Raw genomic sequence first — 16,027 nt, 5'->3', positions numbered from 1 at the left:
CTCTCGCGTTCCTTGCGCTCTTGTTCCCGTGGCGGTCATGAGGCGGGAAGCAGGGACGCGAATTCGGGCTTGAAGAGGGTTTTCACCTTGGCGTAGGGGATGGCGAAGTCGTAGGCGCTCGTGCGGCTCAGGTCGAACTCCGGGGAGCCGCCGCCGTCCAGTCCGGCGTAGATGAGGTCGAGCCGCCTCTCACCGAAGAACGGCAGCGCCCACGGGGGCGACTCTGGGCGCCGGGAGTTCGGGGTGAACGAGTAGCGGTCGAAGGGGTTGAAGAAGCCACCCGAGCCGGAGTGGCCGCGCATCAGCTGCTGCTTGTCGTGTCCCTCCGGGAGCGCGTCCCACAGCCGGGTCATTCCGGCCTCGCCGAACGAGGCGGGCTTGAAGACGTCGTCGGCCGTCAGCGCGCGGCCCGTGCGCAGGTCGACGGTGACGACGAACCCCGGGTAGTGGCCGGGCCCCTCGCCGCATCTGCTCTGGAATTTCGGGACGTAGCGCACCGACACGAGGTTCGGGCCGGTCAGCCCCTTGACGACGCTCATGCCGAGCAGGTTCGTCCCGCCACCGCAGGCGGCGCGCGCGGCGGCGGTCTTGCCCCATTCCTTGTAGAACGTGATGGCCTGGTCGAGGGGGACGCGCAGGGCCTTGTTCGCCGCGGCCTGGACCGAGGCCTTCTTCAGCCCCTTGATCTGGGCGTACCGGCCGTCCTGGACCCTCAGCGCCCGGTCGGCGTAGGTCCGGTTCAGGGAGGCGAGGGTGATCTTGGGCCCCTCCGCGGCCTCGGGGCGCGTCGTCTCGTAGGCGACCACGCTCACGGTGCCCGCGGCGGTCGCCCCGGCGACGACCAGCGCCGCCTTGGCGACGCCGGCCTTGGCGAGGAAGCCCGCCGCGGTGTTCCCGGCGCCCGTGGCGACGGTCCCGGCCGTCCCGGCGCCCCCCGCGCCCGCCGCGCCCGCGGCTCCGGTCCCCGCCGCGGCGCCGGCGGCGGTCGTCCCCGCCGGCGCGGAGATCCCCGCGGCGACGAGCGGGAACAGCATGGACAGTCCCGCCGCCATCGCGGCCAGCGTCCGGATGCCGCGGCCCTCCCAGTCGTCCCCGTAGGCCGCGCGGGCGACGCTCTCCAGCTCGGCGACGAACTCCATGGCCCCGGCGTGCCGCTCCGCCGGGATCTTCGCCAGCCCCCGGGCGACCAGCGGGCGCAGCGGCCCGGGAAAGTCCTCCAGCGGGACGGGGGCGGTGAGGTGCTGCCCGCGCAGCCCGACGGCGCTGTCCGCGCGGAACGGGCGCCTGCCCATGACGCATTCGTAGAAGACGCAGGTCGCCGCGTACACGTCGGCGGACGGGCCCGTCTCACCCGCCTGCCACTGCTCCGGCGCCATGTAGGACGGCGTTCCCGACCGCGACGCCGAACCGGCGGCCGACGCGATGCCGAAGTCGATGAGCTTGCTGCGCCCGTCCTCGGGCACCACCACGTTGGCGGGCTTGTAGTCGCGGTGGACGACGCCCGCCGCGTGCGCCGCCCCGAGTCCGAGCAGCGACCCCTTCAGGACGGTCAGCGCCGCGAGCGGTTCCAGCCGCCCGTGCTCGCCGAGGACGGCCTTGAGCGAGACGCCGTCGACCGCCTCCATCACGATGGCGGCGCCGTGCTCACCCTCCACCAGCTGGTACAGCCGGGCCACGTGCGGGCTCCGCACCCGGGAGAGCATCGCGGCCTCGCGCCGCAGCGCCTCCAGCGGGGCCGCGTCCGCCCCGACGGCGACGTATTTCACCGCGACCGGGAAACCGGTCTCCTCGTGCTGCGCCAGAACGACGCGGCCCTGCGCCCCCGCCCCGAGTTCCCGCACCTCGCGGAAACCGGAGATCCTCCACTCGCCCACGCACTCTCCTCGCCGCGTCCACCTTGTTGATCATGTGACGCGACGGCCCGCGACGATGTTCGACCCGGTATCCGGCGGCGTGGCCGTTACCCGGCGCCGTGACCGGAGCGGCGCCCCGGCCCGTGCGGAGTTCCGGACGCGCCTCCGAATCCCGCGAGGCGACGTTGACGCCCTCGGGGCTGCTCATGCCGTCCTCGGCGACGATCGACACGGCGCCGCGAGCGGCCGAGGAGCACCCGCCCGGGACCGGGCCCCGCTGCGGAGCTCCTCAAGGTCGGACGTGCCGCCCCCCGTTCCCCCTGGGCGGCTCCGGGCCGACGTCGATGAGCCCCGCCGGCTCGGCCTGCCGCCATCCCGCCCCGAGCCTGAGACATCCACATCCGGTGGGCACGAGAGGCGTCGGGCCGTCGATCGCCCCGGGCGCCGCCGGCGACGCGGCGGCCTCGCAGGACGCGCAGCCCTCCGCCGACGACCCGCCGCCTGCTCCGGAGCAGGCGCCGCCCCCCGCATGCCGCCAGCAGCAGAGCGGAGACCGCCACCGCCGCGATGCCCGCCCGTCGAAACACGTGCAACCTCCCCGAGAGACAGCTTCGGGCCATCCCACCATTGAGAGAACGGGCGGCGGATCGGCGACAGCACTGATCATGTGGCCGATTGTGGGCAACGACAGGCCTTGCGCGGGGTCGCGGAGCCCGTCCGGCGGAGCCGGCCACCGTCCCGGCGGATCCCGGCGGGGCCATCACATTCCAGGGGGCTGTTCCGTCATAGGGGTGAGAAAGCAAGAACCCAAGGGACCAAGGGGTGGACGGGTATGCCTGCGCAACGCGAGCACGACGAAGCCGAGATCCGGCAGCTGATCGACAAGATCGTCGAGGGGATCCGGGCCAAGGATCCGAAGGCCCTGGAGGAGGTGTACGCGGCGGACGTCGTGTCCTTCGACGTGGAGCCGCCGCTGCAGCACGTCGGGGTCGCGGCGAAGATGAGGAACTGGAAGAACGTGTTCACGTTCTTCCATGAGGCGTCCTACGAGGTCCGCGATCTGAAACTCACCGTGGGCGCCGACGTGGCGTTCGGGCACGGCTTCGGCCGGCTCAGCGGCACGCTGGGGAACGGAACGGCGACGAGCGGCATGTGGGTCCGGGCCACCTTCTGCTTCAGAAAGGTCGGCGACGACTGGCTGATCGCGCACGACCAGGTCTCCGTCCCCCTCGACGTGGCGAGCGGCGCGGGAGTGATCGACCTCCAGCCCTGACGGAACGCCGACCGGAGCGCCCGGGGCCTGCGACGCCCTGCTCGGTGCCGACCGAACCCGCGTCCCCGGAAGACGCCAGGCCGGCGCGGTGAACGAGCGGCCGTCCCCGGCCCTGGGACGGTCCCGGGCGTCCGGTCGCACGCATCCGCGCACCGACCGCCGAGGAAGGCGGTTCCTCCGCCGGAAAGGACGAGACCGGCGCAGTCCAGCACATCGCTCACCCAGGCTGAAAGCACTCGCCCCCCGGAGCCGAATCCCCAGGTCGCAACCCCCGTCACCAGCGCGTCGAGCACGAGGCAGCACCTTGACGCCGCCCTCCTCCTCCGGACTGTTCCTGATGGCCGCCTAAGGCGACCCCGCCGAACGGCGGAGGTAAACAAGATAGGAGGAGGCCAATGGAAACGGCCTTTTTCGAAAGGATGACCGTCGGCGACTTGCTTCGAGCAATGGCGCACGGTGATCTGACCGCAGAAGAGCTCACCACCCGGTGCCTGAACCGCATCGAACGTCTGAATCCCCTGCTGCACGCCGTCATCAGCGTGGATCCGTACGCGCCGGTGGAGGCCCGCAAGGTCGACCGACTTCGGGCCTCGGGCTTCCCGCTCGGACCGCTCGCCGGGATTCCGGTCCTGGTGAAGGACAACATCGACACCCTCGGCCTGCCCACCACGGCGGGTTCCGAGGCTCTGCGCCACGCCCTGCCGCTCCGCGACGCGGAGTTGGTGGCCCGGTTGCGCCGAAGCGGCGCGATCATCCTGGGCAAGGCGAACATGTCGGAGTGGGCCGCCTTCCGCAGCGACATCCCGCACAACGGGTGGAGCCCGGTCGGTGGCCAGACCAGGAATCCCTACGTCCTGGATCGGTCGCCCTGGGGGTCGTCCAGCGGTTCCGCGGTCGCGGCGGCCGCGGGTCTGGCCCCGGTGACCATCGGCACCGAGACCTTCGGCTCCATCGTCTCGCCCGCCGGGATGAACGGGGTCGTGGGTTTCAAGCCGTCCCTGGGGCGGGTCAGCGGGACCGGCATCCTGCCGATCTCGCCGTATCAGGACACGGCAGGGCCGATCACCCGGAACGTGACCGACGCGGCCGCGGTGTTCCAGGTGATCGCCACGCTCCGCCGCGCGATCCGTCTGGAAACGGGCCTTCTGGCCGGGACCAGGATCGGTGTGTGGAGGGGTGCGAAGAAGGACGGCACACGGCACCCGGAAGTGGATCGTGTTCTCGCCGAAGCCACGGCGAAGCTGCACGAACTGGGCGCGACCATCGTCGAGGTGGACCTGACCGTACCGGACACGTCCGAGGTGCTCTCCTACGAGTTCAAGGTGAGCATCAACGACTACCTGAGCACGGTCGGCGGCGACGGTCCGCACGACCTCGGCGACCTGATCGCCTTCCGGAGCCATCCGGCCGAGCGGACGTCCGATCTGGGCCTGGCCAAGTTCGAGCGGGCCCAGGATTCGGACATGGCCCGCCGGCCGAGCGACTACCTGGAAGAACGCGTTCGGATCACCGAGGAGGCGCGCGGAGGCATCGACCGCGTGTTCGGGCGTCACCGCCTGGACGCGGTCATGAGCCCGACCAACAGCCGGGCGCCGGGGGTCTCCCAGCGCGACTTCGCCTGGTTGCACTCCTCCGCTCCGGCGGCGGTCGGCGGATATCCGAACATCACCGTCCCGGCCGGCTACGCCGACTCCCAGCTGCCGCTGGGGGTCTCGTTCACAGGGCGCAGGAACCGCGACGAGGAGGTCCTGGGCATCGCCTACTCCTTCGAGCAGGCGACCCAGGCCCGCAAGCGGCCCCTGTACCTGCCCACGCTCCCGGCCTGACACCGGGAAGTGTGAAAGGTGAACTCCCGCCGGCCCCAGCCACCCGCTGGGGCCGGCCCCTTCTCCAAGGCCCGACCGGAACGTCCCATCGATTCTCCGCAGAACCAAGGCTCCATCGCCCTCGGTCCGGCCGGCGGTGCCTGGAGTCGCGCCGATCAAGCCGGAGGCGTCCCGTGTCGGGGATCTTCGTGGAGTCGATCATTGAGCCGGGGGTCCCCTGGTGTCGGACGGTGCGGGCATCATTGCGGGCATGACGTTTCAAGCCAGCGGCAGCTTCGACATCGAGGCGTGGGACGCCGACAAGCCCTATGACGAGCAGGGCGGCAACCGGATGACCCGGGTGCACGTGGGCAAGACGTTCCACGGCGACCTCGTGGGGACGAGCTCCACCGAGCTGATCACGGTGGAGTCGCCGGCGGGGCCGGTCGCCTATGTGGGGATCGAGCACGTCCAGGGGATCCTGCACGGCCGGGAGGGGACGTTCGTCCTGCAGCACAGCGCGGGCAGCGAGGACGGGACGGCCGACACCCAGTGGCTGCGGTGGCTGATCGTTCCCACCTCGGGGACGGGGGAGCTCGCCGGGCTCCGCGGCGTCGGCCAGATCTCCGTCACCGAGGACGGCGGGCACACCTGGGCGCTGGAGTACACGCTGGACTGAGCGCCGACCAGCGGCCGGTAATGTTCGGGTCATGCCCCCGATCACCGGCGACGCCACGCGCGAGCGCATCATCGACGCGGCCGAAGCGTGCTTCGGCCGTTTCGGCGTGGCCAAGACCACGGTCGAGGACATCGCCGCCGCCGCGAAGCTGTCGCGGGCGACCGTGTACCGCAGCGTCACCGGCGGGCGAGACGAACTGATCCTCGCCGTGGTGGTGCGCGACCTGCGGCGGTTCCTCGACCGGCTCGCCGAGCGGCTGCGCCGGGAGCGTTCGGTCTCGGAGGCGATCGTCGAGGGGACGCTGGACGCGGTGACCTACGTCCGCGAGGAGCCGGCGATCGCGCACTTCCTCGTCCCGGAGGCGGCGGGGCACATGCAGGCGGCGGTGGCGGGGGCGGCCGAGCACGTGCTCGCGCTGTGCTGCGAGTACGTGCGGCCCTATTTCGAGCAGGCGCAGCGGCAGCGGACGCTGCGCGCCGACATCGAGGTGGAGGGGACGGTCGAGTTCCTGTTCCGCATCATCACCTCGCTGATCGTGATGGACCGGGACCGGGACGCCGACGGGCTGCGCCGCTTCCTGCGCACCTATGTCGTGCCGGTCATCGCTACGCCGGCATCCGCATGACGACCTGGGACGGGACGCCGCGGAGACGGCGCGGCGAAAGGGGCCGGGAACGATGAATGGCACTGCGCGCGAGAGCCGGGGAGGCGCGGCCGTCCGGCCGAGCCCGGTGTTCCTCGCGGTCGTGGGGGCGACCGTCCTGTGCGGCCTGATCGCCTGGCGGTACGGGACGATCCTGGACAGGCCCGGCCGGATCGCGCTGTTCGGGTTCGTGGTCGCGGCGTGGGTCCTGTCACTGTCCCTGCACGAGTTCGGGCACGCGTACATGGCCTTCCGGTCGGGTGACCGCAGCGTCGCCGCCAAGGGCTACCTCACGCTGAACCCGCTGAAGTACTCCGACGTCACGCTGAGCTTCCTCATCCCGGTCGTGTTCATCGTGCTCGGCGGCATCGGCCTGCCGGGCGGCGCGGTGTGGATCGACCGGCACGTGATCCAGGGCCGGCTGCGGCACAGCCTGATCTCGGCGGCGGGCCCGCTGTCGAACGCGCTGTTCGCCATCATGCTCGCGGTGATCTTCAAGAACTTCGCCGACGCCGACCACGCGCTGTTCTGGTCGGGCCTGGCGTTCCTGGCGTTCCTCCAGGTCACCGCCACGATCCTGAACCTGCTGCCGATCCCCGGGCTGGACGGCTTCGGGATCGTCGAGCCGTACCTGCCGCGCCGCTGGGCGGACCAGGCGAACGCCTACGGCGGCTACGCGTTCCTCATCCTGATCGCGCTGCTGTGGCTGGGCCCGATCAACGAGGGCTTCTTCAACGTCATCTACTACCTCACCGACGCGATCGGCCTCGGCGAGTTCCCGTTCCGGGTCAGCGGCTCGATCGACCACTTCCCGATCGAGCTCGGGCACTACCTGTTCCAGTGGTGGAAGAACTAGCGCGTCAGGTGGCGGACGACGCGGCGGAGCTGCTCGGCGTAGTGCCTCTGGAACTCGGGTGACTCCGGGTCCATCCCGAAGACGTGCCGGACGGCGAGCGGCTTGGTCACCGGCGCCGACACCAGCGCCATCACGGCGAACATGATCGCGGCCGGGTCCAGGTCGCCGGGCAGTTCCCCGGCGGCCTGGCGGCGTTCGATGTCGGACAGGTCCTCCCGGGGGGCGCGGGGGATGTCCTTCAGGTCCTCGGTGAGGCCGCGCCAGGCGTTCAGCCGCGTGCCGCGCGGGTCGTCGAGGACGTGCCGCAGGTACCGGACCACGATCTCGTCGAACGGGACGTCCGGATCGTTGAACTCGGCCTCCCGCTCCAGCCAGCGGCGGTGCAGGTCGCAGTACAGCCCCTCCTTGCCGCCGAAGTAGTAGTTGATCAGCTGCTTGTTGACGCCGGCGCGGTCGGCGATGTCCTGGACGCGGGCGCCCGCGTAGCCCTTGGCGGAGAACTCCTCCAGCGCGGCGTCGAGCAGCAGGCGCCGCGACCGCTCGGCGTCGAGCGTGCGCTCGTCCGGGGCGGGGGCGCGCCGCGCCTGCCTCGCGCCCGGCCGCTTCGTCGGTTCCATCACGTTCCCCATGGTAGCCGGGCTTCTGAGAAGTTCAACCATCCAGCTGTTTGACAACTTCATCCGCTTGGTTGAAGCTGACCGCATGATTCTCGTAACCGGAGCGACCGGCAACGTCGGGCGCCATCTCGTCGGCGAGTTGCTCACCGCGGGCGTCGCCGTCCGCGCGCTGACCCGGAACCCCGCCACCGCGAACCTGCCCAGCGAGGCGCAGGTCGCCCGCACCGACGCGATGCCGCTGGACGGCGTCACGTCGCTCTTCCTCAACCCGGCCGTGTTCTGGGGCGGCCTCGGCGACCTGCTCGCCCGCGCGGCCGACCACGGCGTCCGGCGCGTCGTCATGCTCTCGTCCGCCGCCGCGCTGGACGACGACCCGTCCAACGACCTGGCCGTGCACCACCTCGCCATCGAGCGGGCGATCGAGGCCACCGGGATGGAGTGGACGTTCACGCGTCCCGGCGAGTTCGCCACCAACGCGCTGGCGTGGCGCGAGGCGATCCGCGCCGGCGAGCCCGTCCGCGAGCCGTACGGCGCGGCGCGCAGCACGCCGATCCACGAGCGCGACATCGCGGCCGTCGCGGCGAAGGCGCTGCTCACCGACGCCCTCGTCGGCGCCAGGCCGGTGCTGTCCGGCCCGGAGGCGCTCACCCATCCGGAGATGGTCGGGCTCATCGGGGAGGCGGCCGTCCGTCCGGCGCGGTTCGAGGAGATCGCTCCCGAGCGGGCGCGGGAGGAGATGCTCGGCCGCCCCTACATGCGCGAGGGCCTGGTGGACGTCCTGCTCCGTCTGCGCGCCCGCGCCGTCGACCATCCGATGGAGCCGTCCGGGGAGGTCGAGCGGATCACCGGTCGTCCGGGCCGGACGTTCAAGGAGTGGGCCGCCGACCACGCCCACGAGTTCAGCTGACCGACCCGGGCAGGGCCGCGGGCGTCACCGCTCGCGGCCCTGCCCGCGCTCGCCGCCGCGCTCGCCGAGGGACTCGATCTCGCACCGCGGAGATCGCCGCGACGGACGTGTTCCGGAGCATCAACCGCGTGCTCACCACCGTGTGGGCGGCGAGCTTCACCGTGCTGGCCGCCGCCCTCGGGTGCGTCCAGCACTGGTCACCGGACGACACGGCGCTGCTGGTCGCCGTCAAGGTCGCCGGTTTCCTGGTCCCGGCCGTCGTCACCGCCCGGTATCCCGAGGCCGCGCGCCTGCGCCACCTCAGGCGGCTCGGGCTACCGTTGGCGGAGGCGCCCGCCACGTCGCAGCCCGAGCCGTCCTCCCGCTGACCCTCGCCGAGGAACGGCCCGGAAAGGAGCACCGAGATGGGTGAGAACACCACCGAGCGCCCCGCCACCTGGCTGGACGGTCACCTGGCCCCCGTCCCCGACGAGACCGACGCCCGTGACCTGGAGGTCACCGGCGTGCTGCCGCCCGAACTGACGGGCCGCTACCTGCGCAACGGCCCGAACCCCAAGCCCGGCGAGCCGAGCGGGCACTGGTTCACCGGCCACGGGATGATCCACGGCATCCGGCTGAGGGACGGCCGCGCCGAGTGGTACCGCAACCGGTGGGTGCGGACCGACGCCTACCTCAACGGGACGCCGTTCGTCCGCGACGACCTCACCTTCGACCGCCGCTCGGTGCAGGCCAACACCCACGTCGTCCCGCACGCGGGCAGGATCTGGGCGCTGGTGGAGGCCGGGTTCCCCTACGAGGTGACGCCCGAGCTGGAGACCGTCGGGGCCTGCGACTTCGGCGGGCGCCTCACCAGCGCCATGACCGCGCACGCGAAGGAGGACCCGGTCACCGGCGACCTGCTGTTCTTCGGGTACGGCGCGTTCGAGCCCTATCTCACCTACCACCGGCTGGCGCCGGACGGGACGCTGGCCGAGAGCCGCGAGGTCGCGGTGCCGGGCCCGACGATGATGCACGACTTCGCGATCACGGAGAACCACGTCGTGTGGCTCGACCTGCCGGTGGTGTTCGACGTCGATCTGGCGCTGTCCGGATCGACCGGCATGCCGTACGTCTGGGACGACGCCTACGGCGCGCGGCTCGGCGTGATGCGCCGGGACGGCGCGGGCGGCGTCACCTGGTACGACATCGACCCCTGCTACGTCTTCCACGTCGGCAACGCCCACGAGGACGCCGCCGGACGGATCGTGGTGGACGGGGCGCGCTACCGTCCCGAGAACTTCGTGACCCTCTGGGAGGACATCGGCGGAACCGTCGACCCCGTCACCGGGGCGGCGCGCTCGCAGGAGGCGCACCTGCACCGCTGGGTCCTCGACCCCGCGACCGGCCGCGCGACCGAGGAGCCGCTCGACGACCGCGGCGTCGAGTTCCCCACGCACGACGACACCCGCACCGGCAGGGAGCACCGCTACCTCTACACCGTGGGCGGCGAATCGATCGTGAAGTACGACCTGCGCGGGCAGGGGGCGTCCGCGCACGGGCTCGGCGAGGACGCGCACGTCGGCGAGGCGGTCTTCGTCCCGGCAGAGGGCGCCCGCGCGGAGGACGAGGGCTGGCTGCTGTCGATCGTCACCCGCGGCTCGGCGTCGGAGCTGCTGGTGCTGGACGCGGCGGACCTGTCGCCCGCCGCGAGCGTCCGGCTGCCGCGCCGCGTCCCGGCCGGATTCCACGGAAGCTGGATCCCCGACGACCGCACCGGCACATAGGGTGGTTTACTAGCCGGTACCGCTGTGCAAGCGGTCACTTACCAGGCCCCTCCCGGGAGGTTCCCCATGTCCGTGGCCACGGAGAACACCGAGACGTTCGCGTCGCTGAACCCGGCCACCGGCGAGGTCGTCGCCGAGCACCCCGTCCAGGACGGCGCCGCCGTGGCCGCGGCGGTCGAGCGCGCCCGCGAGGCGGCCGGCTGGTGGCGCGCCCTCGGCTGGAAGGAGCGCCGGCTCCGGCTGCTGAACGTCAAGGGCTCGCTCGCCCGCAACCTGAACCGGATGGCCGAGCTCATCCACCAGGAGACCGGCAAGCCCGTCCAGGACGCCCAGCTTGAGACGATCATGGCGATCACCCACCTGGACTGGGCGGCGCGCAACGCGCAGAAGGTCCTCGGGCCGCGCAACGTCTACCCCGGGCTCATGGCGATCAACCAGCGCTGCGTCCTGGAGTACCAGTCGCTCGGCGTCGTCGGGGTCATCGGGCCGTGGAACTACCCGATCTTCACCCCGATGGGCTCGATCGCCTACGCGCTCGCCGCCGGCAACGCCGTGGTGTTCAAGCCGTCCGAGTACACGCCGGGCGTCGGCGTGCTCCTCGCCGAACTGTTCGCCGCCGTGATCCCCGAGCACCCGGTCCTGCAGACGGTCATCGGCCTCGGCGAGACGGGCGCGGCGCTCGCCTCGTCCCCCCACGTCGACAAGATCGCCTTCACCGGCTCGGCCCGCACCGCCAAGCGCGTGATGGCGGCGTGCGCCGAGAACCTGACCCCGATCGTCGCCGAGTGCGGCGGCAAGGACGCCTGCATCGTCGACGCCGACGCCGACCTCGACGCCGCCGCCGACGCCGCGCTGTGGGGCGCCATGTCGAACGCGGGCCAGACCTGCATCGGCGTCGAGCGGATCTACGTGGTGGACGAGGCCTACGACAAGTTCCTCGGGAAGCTGACCGAGAAGGCCCGCGACCTGCGCCCCGGGTTCGACCGCGAGGCGGCCTACGGCCCCATCACGATGCCCTCGCAGCTCGACGTCATCGAGCGCCACATCAAGGACGCGCTGGACAGGGGCGGCAAGGCGGTCGTCGGCGGCGCCGAGTCCGTCCGCAAGCCCTACGTCGAGCCGGTCGTGCTGACGAACGTCCCGGACGACTCCTCCGCCGTGTGCGAGGAGACGTTCGGCCCCACGATCACCGTCCACCGCGTGAAGGACATGGACGAGGCGGTCGAGAAGGCAAACCGGACCAGCTACGGCCTCGCCGGGACGATCTTCTCGGGCGACCGGTCCCGCGCGATGGACGTCGCCCGCCGGATGCGGTCGGGCATGACGTCCATCAACGCCTTCGCCGCCTTCGCCCAGGTCGCGGCCCTGCCGTTCGGCGGGGTCGGCGAGTCCGGCTTCGGCCGCATCCACGGCGCGGACGGCCTGCGCGAGTTCGCCCGCCCGAAGGCCATCACCCGCCAGCGGTTCGCGACCCTGAACCTCACCACGTTCGCCCGCACCGAGAAGGAGATGGCGCGCGTCCTCGGCATGATCAACATGATCCACGGCCGCCGCTACAAGCGCTGACCGGGCGGACTCGGCAGCATGAACGCCCCGGTGCGGAGCCGTCTGGAGGTCGCCCTGGGGGCGCCGCCTCCGCCGCCGCCCGGTTTCCGGCCGTTCACCGGCGCCGACGTGCCCGCGGTGGCCGCCCTGATGTGGGACGCCTACCGCGGAACCCCCGACGAGGCCGACGTGGGGGACGTCCAGGGCGCCGTCCGCGAGATCCGCCTCACCATGGCCGGCGAGTACGGCTCGTTCCTCCCGGAGGCGTCGTTCGTGGCCGACCATGAGGGCCGCCCGGTGGGAGGGGCCCTCGTCACCGTCTACAAGGACCTTCCCCTGCTCGCGTTCCTCTTCACGGCACCGGCCCACGCCGGACGAGGCCTGGGCCAGGGCCTCGTCCAGGCCGTCATGCACGCCCTGGCGGCGCAGGGCCACGACACCCTCACCCTGGCGGTGACCCGCCGCAACCGCCGCGCCCGCCGCCTCTACGAACGCCTGGGCTTCGTCGAGACCGCCTGAGCGCCGCTAGTCGGCCACGAGGCGGGAGCCCCAGCCGCCGCGGGCGTACTCACGCTGGCGGCGGACGGCGTAGCGGCCCGGCGCGCAGCCGGAGGCTCCGTGCTCGGGATGCAGCAGGTAGACGGTCGCGGACGCCTCGAAGACGCCGATGGCCAGGCCGCCGGGCTCCGACACGCCTCGCGTCCAGCGGCAGGCGCCGGGGTCGGCGACGAGCGTGTGCGGGTTGCCGCCCGCCGCGCCCCGGAGCAGTTCGACGCCCTCGGGCGGCACGTCCGTCCACGTGGCGCTCGGCGAGACGGACAGTGACGGTATCTCGGACGTCGGGACGACGATCAGGTCGCCCTGCGCCTGGATCCCGTCGACGACGGGAACGCTCACCGACCGGTCGAGATGGTCGAGGACGGCGAGCCCCGTACGCTCGGAGAGGGAGGCGAGGGTCACGGTCTCGGGAATCACGGTCATGGAGATCACCCTTCAGGTTCGGCGGACGAGTCGTGAGTACTGCTCGGCGGACAGCCCGTAGGTCCATCCGGCGGCGGCCAGCGGGTCGTCGAAGACGCCGGGGACGGCCAGCCCGTACCGGCGGCGGCTCCCGTCGCGCTCGACGGAGCCGTTGACGGCGAGCAGCACCCTCGCCTGGTCGCGCAGGTCGTAGAGCCGCAGCTCCGAGCCGGGGTTGCCGGGATCCGGCGCGACGGCCACGAGCCGCAGCCCGGCCCGGTCGACGTACTCGCCCCAGCCGATGTTCTCGACCGCGCACCGCCGGACCTCGACGTTGGCCTCCGCCGCGATCCGCTCGACGCTCGGATCCTCCACCGCCCAGGCCGGCACCCTGGTGCCGTGCCAGGCGTGCGCGTCCCAGCCGTCGGCGTACCGGAGCGCGGGACCGTCCCGCCGGTGGAGGCGCACCTCGCCCTCGTCGCCCCAGACCTCCGTGTGGATCTCGACGGGGCGTTCGGAGAGGACGCAGACGTCCTCGCGCGGCCACCACCAGCCGCAGGACCGGGCCGGCGTCGCCCACAGGTCGATCAGCCGGTCCTGTTCGGGCGTGAAGACCACACCGGACGTGCGGCGGACCGCGTCGTAGTGGGCGCTCCAGGAGGCGCACAGGGCCCCGTGCCAGGCGGCGCCCCTGTCCAACGCCTCGCGCGCCGACCGGAGCGCGACGCGGATCGTGCTCTGGGCCGAGGTGGCGATCGGCGTCCGGACCGAACGCCACAGCATCGGGCCCAGCGATGGATCACCCAGCGCGACCCGGTTGTCCAACTCCACGGACAATCCGCTGATCAGCCTGCGGAAACGGGTGGGCAGAGGCCAGTCGGAGAGCCGGGCCGCGCTCTCGGACGGGCGCGGCCGCACACCGGGCGGGACGGTCTCCAGGGCGGCCAGCGGCGACGGCACCCAGTGGAAACGGGGTGGATCGAGACCGATCAGCCGGTACAGCTCGGATACGGCGGCCTCGGCGGCCGGACGGTCGGCGGGCGCGGTGGAGAGCAGATGCCCGAGCCACTCCGCGCGGACGGCGGCAGCTTCGCGCTGCGCGTCGACGCTCACCGGAGGAGGGCGGCGGCGCCCCTTTCATTGATCATGTTCTGGATGGTGGCACACCACGCCCCCACCTGTCCACACCCGAGACTCGGAAACACGGCTGAGCGTCCTAGGGCGGTCCTGCCGGCGGGACCGGGGCGCCTAAGGCGGTCTAGGCATGCCTAGATAAGGCGTCGTCCCGATGTTGGGGGTGGGGCCTTAGGGCGAACCTTGTACATGTCGGGCCAAGGGGGCCCGGCAGGGACAAGGAGAAACAGATGTTCAGCCAGGAGTTCATGAAGGTCGTCATCGAGGACCGGGTACGAGTGCTGCGGGCGGAGGGGAAGAACAGCCGGCGCGCCCGTATCGCGAAGGCGCTCAAGCGGTGAACCCCGCAGCCTGCGTCCCAGCGGCCACGCCCCCGTCGTCTCCGACGGGGGCGTTCCTCATTTCGGGGCGCCCGCGGGCGCGAGCGGGGTGCGGCCCAGGATCAGGTCGGCGGCGCGTTCGGCGATCGCGATGGTCGGCGCGTTGGTGTTGCCCCGCGGGACGGCCGGCATGACCGAGGCGTCCACCACGCGCAGGTCCTCGACGCCGCGGACGCGCAGCTCGGTGTCGCACACGGAGTCGTCCGCGCCCATCGCGCAGGTGCTGGTGGGGTGGAACAGCGTCGCGACCTCGCGGCGGACGAAGTCGACGACGGCCGCGTCGGAGTCGACCTGCTCGCCGGGGGCCCACTCGCCGCCGACCAGCGATGCCAGCGGCCCGGTGGAGGCGATCTCCCGGGCCTGCCGGACGCCGGCGACCAGGATGTCCAGGTCGGCCTTGTCGGCGAGGTAGGCGGGGTCGATCAGCGGCTTGGCGTGGGGGCTGGCGGAGCGGAGGGTGAGCGCGCCGCGGCTCGCGATCGCCACGGCGGTGACCATGATCGACAGGAGGCGTTCGGACAGCTCGGTCAGGCCCTGGTTGACGAAGGGCGTCGGCAGGACGTGGTACTGCAGGTCGGGGGCGGGCAGGCCCTCCACCGTGCGGGCGAACCCGCCGGCCTCGGCGACGTTCGAGGCGAAGGGGCCGCGCGCCAGGGTCTGGTAGAGGGCGAAGGTGCGGGCGTTCGCCAGTTCCCAGATGGGCTTGGTGCGGGGGGTGGCGAACATGACGTTCACGAACGGGTGGTCCTGGAGGCGCTGCCCCACCGGGGAGTCGACGAGGACGTCGATGCCGAGGGAGCGCAGGTGGTCGGCGGGGCCGACCCCCGAGAGCATGAGGAGCTGCGGGCTGTTCACCGCGCCGCCGGACAGGATCACCTCGGCCGCGGCGCGGGCCGACATCGTCTCGCCGCGCGCCTCGTAGCGCACGCCGGTGGCGCGGCCGTCCTCGATCACGACGCGGGTGGCGAGGGCGTCGGTGACGACCGTCAGGTTCGGGCGGCGCTCGATCGGGTGCAGGTAGCCGGCGGCGGCCGACCAGCGGCGGCCGCGCTTGTGGGTGACCTGGTAGAAGCCGACGCCGTCCTGGTCGGCGCCGTTGAAGTCGGGGTTGGCGGCGAGGCCGTACGCCTTGGCCGACTGCACCCACGCGCGGGTCAGGGGGTGCCGGTAGCGCGGGTCCTCGACGCGCAGCGGGCCGCCGACGCCGTGGTAGGGCAGCGCGCCGCGCTGCTGGTCCTCGGCGCGGACGAAGTAGGGCAGCAGGTCCTCGTAGCCCCAGCCGGTGCAGCCGTAGGAGTCGCGCCAGGTGTCGTAGTCGTACCGGGCCCCGCGGATGTAGATCATCGCGTTGATGGACGAGCTGCCGCCGAGCGTGCGCCCGCGCGGCCAGTACACGCTGCGCCCGGCCGCGTGCTCCTGCGGGACGGTCGCGTAGTCCCAGTCGAACGGCCCCTTGCTCAGCGCGGGCATGCCGATCGGGATGTGGATCTCGGGGGCGTCGTCGGGCGGGCCCGCCTCCAGCAGCAGGACCTTCACGGAGGGGTCCTCGGTCAGTCGGGCGGCCAGGACGCAGCCCGCGCTGCCGGCTCCCACGATGATGTAGTCGTACACG

At 72.2% G+C, this 16,027-nt stretch carries 15 protein-coding genes; 10 read left to right on the top strand and 5 right to left on the bottom strand.

Going from position 1 to position 16,027, the window contains the following annotated elements; translation table 11 throughout:
• Positions 1–35: 35 nt before the first annotated feature.
• Entirely contained in the window at positions 36–1,874 is a 1,839-nt protein-coding gene (locus ACQEU6_RS37000) for a serine/threonine-protein kinase (RefSeq protein WP_499338317.1), read from the bottom strand.
• A gap of 811 nt (positions 1,875–2,685) precedes the next feature.
• On the opposite strand from ACQEU6_RS37000, the gene ACQEU6_RS36995 reads away from it, so the two are divergent.
• From ACQEU6_RS36995 to ACQEU6_RS36975, 5 genes are all read left to right on the top strand, one after another.
• Positions 2,686–3,126, top strand: a complete 441-nt coding sequence (locus tag ACQEU6_RS36995) for a YybH family protein (RefSeq protein ID WP_499338316.1) — start codon at positions 2,686–2,688, stop codon at positions 3,124–3,126.
• Positions 3,127–3,572: 446 nt separating this feature from the next.
• The gene (locus ACQEU6_RS36990; RefSeq protein WP_499338315.1) at positions 3,573–4,952 is read left to right on the top strand and encodes an amidase family protein; all 1,380 of its coding nucleotides are present in this window, start codon (positions 3,573–3,575) and stop codon (positions 4,950–4,952) included.
• A 250-nt stretch (positions 4,953–5,202) separates the two neighbouring features.
• Entirely contained in the window at positions 5,203–5,610 is a 408-nt protein-coding gene (locus tag ACQEU6_RS36985) for a DUF3224 domain-containing protein (RefSeq protein WP_499338313.1), read from the top strand.
• A gap of 31 nt (positions 5,611–5,641) precedes the next feature.
• Positions 5,642–6,235 carry a TetR/AcrR family transcriptional regulator gene (locus ACQEU6_RS36980; RefSeq protein WP_499338311.1) on the top strand — a complete coding sequence of 198 codons (594 nt, stop codon included), beginning with the start codon at positions 5,642–5,644 and terminating at the stop codon, positions 6,233–6,235.
• Between the two features lie 52 nt (positions 6,236–6,287).
• A complete protein-coding gene (locus tag ACQEU6_RS36975; RefSeq protein ID WP_499338307.1) occupies positions 6,288–7,109 on the top strand; it encodes a site-2 protease family protein in 822 nt (273 codons plus the stop codon).
• On the opposite strand, the gene ACQEU6_RS36970 is transcribed toward ACQEU6_RS36975, so the two are convergent.
• A complete protein-coding gene (locus tag ACQEU6_RS36970; RefSeq protein WP_499340480.1) occupies positions 7,106–7,726 on the bottom strand; it encodes a TetR/AcrR family transcriptional regulator in 621 nt (206 codons plus the stop codon). The two genes, ACQEU6_RS36975 and ACQEU6_RS36970, sit on opposite strands and share 4 nt — an antisense overlap.
• Positions 7,727–7,811: 85 nt before the next feature.
• Here ACQEU6_RS36970 and ACQEU6_RS36965 point away from each other — a divergent pair, with 85 nt between their 5' ends.
• From ACQEU6_RS36965 to ACQEU6_RS36945, 5 genes are all read left to right on the top strand, one after another.
• A complete protein-coding gene (locus ACQEU6_RS36965; RefSeq protein WP_499338305.1) occupies positions 7,812–8,633 on the top strand; it encodes an SDR family oxidoreductase in 822 nt (273 codons plus the stop codon).
• 128 nt (positions 8,634–8,761) lie between these two features.
• Positions 8,762–9,001: a hypothetical protein gene (locus ACQEU6_RS36960; protein WP_499338304.1), complete on the top strand. Its 240-nt coding sequence runs from the start codon at positions 8,762–8,764 to the stop codon at positions 8,999–9,001.
• 36 nt (positions 9,002–9,037) lie between these two features.
• A complete protein-coding gene (locus ACQEU6_RS36955; protein WP_499338303.1) occupies positions 9,038–10,396 on the top strand; it encodes a carotenoid oxygenase family protein in 1,359 nt (452 codons plus the stop codon).
• 66 nt (positions 10,397–10,462) lie between these two features.
• Positions 10,463–11,962, top strand: coding sequence for an aldehyde dehydrogenase family protein (locus ACQEU6_RS36950; protein ID WP_499338301.1), 1,500 nt, complete (start codon positions 10,463–10,465; stop codon positions 11,960–11,962).
• An 18-nt stretch (positions 11,963–11,980) separates the two neighbouring features.
• Positions 11,981–12,460: a GNAT family N-acetyltransferase gene (locus ACQEU6_RS36945; RefSeq protein ID WP_499338299.1), complete on the top strand. Its 480-nt coding sequence runs from the start codon at positions 11,981–11,983 to the stop codon at positions 12,458–12,460.
• Between the two features lie 6 nt (positions 12,461–12,466).
• Here the strand turns inward: ACQEU6_RS36945 and ACQEU6_RS36940 are convergent, their stop codons facing one another.
• The 3 genes from ACQEU6_RS36940 to ACQEU6_RS36930 form a co-directional block, all read right to left on the bottom strand.
• Positions 12,467–12,922 carry a DUF8820 family protein gene (locus ACQEU6_RS36940; RefSeq protein WP_499338298.1) on the bottom strand — a complete coding sequence of 152 codons (456 nt, stop codon included), beginning with the start codon at positions 12,920–12,922 and terminating at the stop codon, positions 12,467–12,469.
• 12 nt (positions 12,923–12,934) lie between these two features.
• A complete protein-coding gene (locus tag ACQEU6_RS36935) occupies positions 12,935–14,014 on the bottom strand; it encodes a DUF6745 domain-containing protein (RefSeq protein WP_499338297.1) in 1,080 nt (359 codons plus the stop codon).
• A 419-nt stretch (positions 14,015–14,433) separates the two neighbouring features.
• Positions 14,434–16,026, bottom strand: coding sequence for a GMC family oxidoreductase (locus ACQEU6_RS36930; protein WP_499338295.1), 1,593 nt, complete (start codon positions 16,024–16,026; stop codon positions 14,434–14,436).
• Position 16,027 lies beyond the last annotated feature (1 nt).

The sequence above is a fragment of the Spirillospora sp. CA-108201 genome, from assembly GCF_050936235.1.
Taxonomy (GTDB): Bacteria; Actinomycetota; Actinomycetes; order Streptosporangiales; family Streptosporangiaceae; genus Spirillospora.
This window is presented reverse-complemented; position numbering and strand designations above follow the sequence as displayed.